Origin of the sequence: Microbacterium algihabitans (genome assembly GCF_032464975.1) — a bacterium.
Lineage (GTDB): Bacteria > Actinomycetota > Actinomycetes > Actinomycetales > Microbacteriaceae > Microbacterium > Microbacterium algihabitans.
Window position 1 is genome coordinate 1 of record NZ_JAWDIU010000010.1, and the last position, 5417, is coordinate 5417.

Genomic DNA, 5417 nt, shown 5'->3' on the forward strand with positions numbered 1-5417 from the left:
GTAAATGCGAAATGGCCACCCAGCTTTGGGTGGCCATTTCGACTTAAAGGAAGTCCGGCGGTGTCCTACTCTCCCACAGGGTCCCCCCTGCAGTACCATCGGCGCTGAGAGGCTTAGCTTCCGGGTTCGGAATGTGACCGGGCGTTTCCCTCTCGCTATGGCCGCCGAAACACTATTGATGTTTCAAAAACCAACAACGATATTTCATTGTTGTGTTCCCGACCGTACATCGAGAACCACTCAGTGGACGCAAGCACCAAAAACGGTGTGTTATCAAGTCATCGGCTTATTAGTACCGGTCAGCTTCACGTATTACTACGCTTCCACATCCGGCCTATCAACCCAGTAGTCTGGCTGGGAGCCTCTCACCATAAATGGTATGGAAGTCTCATCTTGAGGCCGGCTTCCCGCTTAGATGCTTTCAGCGGTTATCCATCCCGAACGTAGCTAATCAGCGGTGCTCCTGGCGGAACAACTGACACACCAGAGGTTCGTCCAACCCGGTCCTCTCGTACTAGGGTCAGATCCTCTCAAACTTCCTACGCGCGCAGCGGATAGGGACCGAACTGTCTCACGACGTTCTAAACCCAGCTCGCGTACCGCTTTAATGGGCGAACAGCCCAACCCTTGGGACCTACTCCAGCCCCAGGATGCGACGAGCCGACATCGAGGTGCCAAACCATGCCGTCGATATGGACTCTTGGGCAAGATCAGCCTGTTATCCCCGAGGTACCTTTTATCCGTTGAGCGACAGCGCTTCCACAAGCCACTGCCGGATCACTAGTCCCGACTTTCGTCCCTGCTCGACCTGTCAGTCTCACAGTCAAGCTCCCTTGTGCACTTACACTCGCCACCTGATTGCCAACCAGGTTGAGGGAACCTTTGGGCGCCTCCGTTACATTTTGGGAGGCAACCGCCCCAGTTAAACTACCCACCAGGCACTGTCCCTGAACCGGATCACGGTCCTAAGTTAGATATCCAGAGTGACCAGAGTGGTATTTCAACAATGACTCCACACTCACTGGCGTGAATGCTTCACCGTCTCCCACCTATCCTACACAAGCCACACCGAACACCAATACCAAGCTGTAGTAAAGGTCACGGGGTCTTTCCGTCCTGCTGCGCGTAACGAGCATCTTTACTCGTAATGCAATTTCGCCGAGTTCGCGGTTGAGACAGTTGGGAAGTCGTTACGCCATTCGTGCAGGTCGGAACTTACCCGACAAGGAATTTCGCTACCTTAGGATGGTTATAGTTACCACCGCCGTTTACTGGGGCTTAAATTCTCAGCTTCGCCTTGCGGCTAACCGGTCCTCTTAACCTTCCAGCACCGGGCAGGCGTCAGTCCGTATACATCGTCTTGCGACTTGGCACGGACCTGTGTTTTTAGTAAACAGTCGCTACCCACTAGTCTCTGCGGCCACCACACCCTTTCGGAGCAAGTCCTAATAAGTGGATGGCCCCCCTTCTCCCGAAGTTACGGGGGCATTTTGCCGAGTTCCTTAACCACGATTCTCTCGATCTCCTTGGTATTCTCTACCTGACCACCTGAGTCGGTTTGGGGTACGGGCGGCTTGAACCTCGCGTCGATGCTTTTCTTGGCAGCATAGGATCACCCACTTTTTATCCGCATCGTGTCTCAGCCTATGTAAGTGACGGATTTGCCTATCACTTGGCCTACGCACTTGCACCAGGACTACCATCGCCTGGCTTGGGCTACCTTCCTGCGTCACACCTGTTAATACGCTAGCCGCACCAGCATGGGGTCGAGCGTTCACACGGACGTGCCTTCACCCCGAAGGGATCAACAACATTCCGAGCTAGGACTCTTAGCACCACTGGATTAGCTTGGGCGGTTCTTCGCCGGTACGGGAATATCAACCCGTTGTCCATCGACTACGCCTGTCGGCCTCGCCTTAGGTCCCGACTTACCCAGGGAAGATTAGCTTGACCCTGGAACCCTTGGTCTTTCGGAGGACGTGTTTCTCACACGTCTTTCGCTACTCATGCCTGCATTCTCACTCGTGTAGCGTCCACGGCTGGGTCACCCCGCCGCTTCACTCGCCACACGACGCTCTCCTACCCATCAACACGGCTGGACCACGAAGGCCTACCAAAAATGTCAATGCCACAACTTCGGTGGCGTGCTTGAGCCCCGTTACATTGTCGGCGCGGAATCACTTGACCAGTGAGCTATTACGCACTCTTTCAAGGGTGGCTGCTTCTAAGCCAACCTCCTGGTTGTCAAAGCAACTCCACATCCTTTCCCACTTAGCACGCGCTTAGGGACCTTAGTTGGTGGTCTGGGTTGTTTCCCTCTCGACTATGAAGCTTATCCCCCACAGTCTCACTGCTGCGCTCTCACTTACCGGCATTCGGAGTTTGGCTGACGTCAGTAACCTTGTAGGGCCCATCGGCCATCCAGTAGCTCTACCTCCGGCAAGAAACACGCAACGCTGCACCTAAATGCATTTCGGAGAGAACCAGCTATCACGAAGTTTGATTGGCCTTTCACCCCTATCCACAGCTCATCCCCTCAGTTTTCAACCTAAGTGGGTTCGGTCCTCCACGACGTCTTACCGTCGCTTCAACCTGGCCATGGATAGATCACTTCGCTTCGGGTCTAGGACACGCGACTGAATCGCCCTATTCAGACTCGCTTTCGCTACGGCTACCCCACACGGGTTAACCTCGCCACGTATCGCTAACTCGCAGGCTCATTCTTCAAAAGGCACGCTGTCACCCCTACTAAGGAGGCTCCAACGGTTTGTAAGCAAACGGTTTCAGGTACTATTTCACTCCCCTCCCGGGGTACTTTTCACCTTTCCCTCACGGTACTTGTCCGCTATCGGTCATCTGGGAGTATTTAGGCTTATCAGGTGGTCCTGACAGATTCACACGGGATTTCTCGGGCCCCGTGCTACTTGGGATACTCTTCACGCCAAGAACAAGCATTTCGACTACGGGGTTCGCACCCTCTATGACCGGCCGTTCAAAACCGTTCGTCTATACTCTCTTGTCACGTCGATCATTCGGCAGAACAATCCGAAAAGTCCCACAACCCCCAACATGCAACGCCTGCCGGCTATCACACACGCTAGGTTTAGCCTCTTCCGATTTCGCTCGCCACTACTGACGGAATCGCTTTTGCTTTCTCTTCCTGTGGGTACTGAGATGTTTCACTTCCCCACGTTCCCTCTACCCGCCCTATATATTCAGGCGGGAGTCACCAGGTACGCACGCGCCCTGGCGGGGTTTCCCCATTCGGACACCCTCGGATCAAAACTCGCTTATCAGTTCCCCGAGGCTTATCGCAGATTGCTACGTCCTTCTTCGGCTCCAGATGCCAAGGCATCCACCGTTTGCTCTTAAAGACTTGAAATCACATGAGTTGAATCGTCAAAAAATTGACTAATGATCTTTAAGATCATCTTCACGACACAAACCCGAAGGCTCATGTCGAAGATGCTCGCGTCCACTGTGTAGTTCTCAAAGTACGGGCGGTACCCCTCCCCGACATCACAACCGTGACACCAGAAAAAGGCCCTCGAGGAACAGCCACCAACAACGAATCCGAAGACCCCCGTCAGCGCCCGGCCCCTCAGGACCCAACAGCGTGCATGTGTCAACAACTCCGAACCAGATCTTTCCAGTGGCAAGCCACGTACTGAACCCGAGAACATCGTCCCCGACACCAAGTCAAATGTTCCACCCATGAGCTAACCGGCAGACACATTCGGTCTGATCCGGCGCCTGGACACAAGAGCCCGAAGACCCCAGTGCCAGATGCTCCTTAGAAAGGAGGTGATCCAGCCGCACCTTCCGGTACGGCTACCTTGTTACGACTTAGTCCTAATTACCGATCCCACCTTCGACGGCTCCCTCCACAAGGGTTGGGCCACCGGCTTCAGGTGTTACCGACTTTCATGACTTGACGGGCGGTGTGTACAAGACCCGGGAACGTATTCACCGCAGCGTTGCTGATCTGCGATTACTAGCGACTCCGACTTCATGAGGTCGAGTTGCAGACCTCAATCCGAACTGGGACCGGCTTTTTGGGATTCGCTCCACCTCACGGTATTGCAGCCCTTTGTACCGGCCATTGTAGCATGCGTGAAGCCCAAGACATAAGGGGCATGATGATTTGACGTCATCCCCACCTTCCTCCGAGTTGACCCCGGCAGTATCCCATGAGTTCCCACCATTACGTGCTGGCAACATAGAACGAGGGTTGCGCTCGTTGCGGGACTTAACCCAACATCTCACGACACGAGCTGACGACAACCATGCACCACCTGTTTACGAGTGTCCAAAGAGTTGACCATTTCTGGCCCGTTCTCGTATATGTCAAGCCTTGGTAAGGTTCTTCGCGTTGCATCGAATTAATCCGCATGCTCCGCCGCTTGTGCGGGTCCCCGTCAATTCCTTTGAGTTTTAGCCTTGCGGCCGTACTCCCCAGGCGGGGAACTTAATGCGTTAGCTGCGTCACGGAAACCGTGGAATGGTCCCCACAACTAGTTCCCAACGTTTACGGGGTGGACTACCAGGGTATCTAAGCCTGTTTGCTCCCCACCCTTTCGCTCCTCAGCGTCAGTTACGGCCCAGAGATCTGCCTTCGCCATCGGTGTTCCTCCTGATATCTGCGCATTCCACCGCTACACCAGGAATTCCAATCTCCCCTACCGCACTCTAGTCTGCCCGTACCCACTGCAGGCCCGAGGTTGAGCCTCGGGATTTCACAGCAGACGCGACAAACCGCCTACGAGCTCTTTACGCCCAATAATTCCGGATAACGCTTGCGCCCTACGTATTACCGCGGCTGCTGGCACGTAGTTAGCCGGCGCTTTTTCTGCAGGTACCGTCACTTTCGCTTCTTCCCTGCTAAAAGAGGTTTACAACCCGAAGGCCGTCATCCCTCACGCGGCGTTGCTGCATCAGGCTTTCGCCCATTGTGCAATATTCCCCACTGCTGCCTCCCGTAGGAGTCTGGGCCGTGTCTCAGTCCCAGTGTGGCCGGTCACCCTCTCAGGCCGGCTACCCGTCGACGCCTTGGTGAGCCATTACCTCACCAACAAGCTGATAGGCCGCGAGCCCATCCCAGACCAAAAAATCTTTCCAACCCCCACCATGCGATAGGGGCTCATATCCAGTATTAGACGCCGTTTCCAGCGCTTATCCCAGAGTCCAGGGCAGGTTGCTCACGTGTTACTCACCCGTTCGCCACTGATCCACCAAGCAAGCTTGGCTTCACCGTTCGACTTGCATGTGTTAAGCACGCCGCCAGCGTTCATCCTGAGCCAGGATCAAACTCTCCGTAAAAAAGAAATGCATACAACCACCGGGAAAACGGGGCCGCAGCGAGTTTGAAACTGACCAAAGAGAAACATCATTACTGACGTATCCATATGCCAACCCCC

The 5417-nt window shown here is 54.6% G+C and carries 3 rRNA genes; all 3 read right to left on the reverse strand.

The window, feature by feature from the left end:
* Window positions 1-52 precede the first annotated feature (52 nt).
* A 5S ribosomal RNA gene (gene rrf, locus RWH43_RS17625) occupies window positions 53-169 on the reverse strand.
* A gap of 100 nt (window positions 170-269) precedes the next feature.
* Window positions 270-3382: ribosomal RNA gene (locus tag RWH43_RS17630) — 23S ribosomal RNA — on the reverse strand.
* 415 nt (window positions 3383-3797) lie between these two features.
* Window positions 3798-5319, reverse strand: a 16S ribosomal RNA gene (locus RWH43_RS17635).
* The 16S, 23S and 5S rRNA genes sit together here, the layout of an rRNA operon.
* Window positions 5320-5417: the final 98 nt, after the last annotated feature.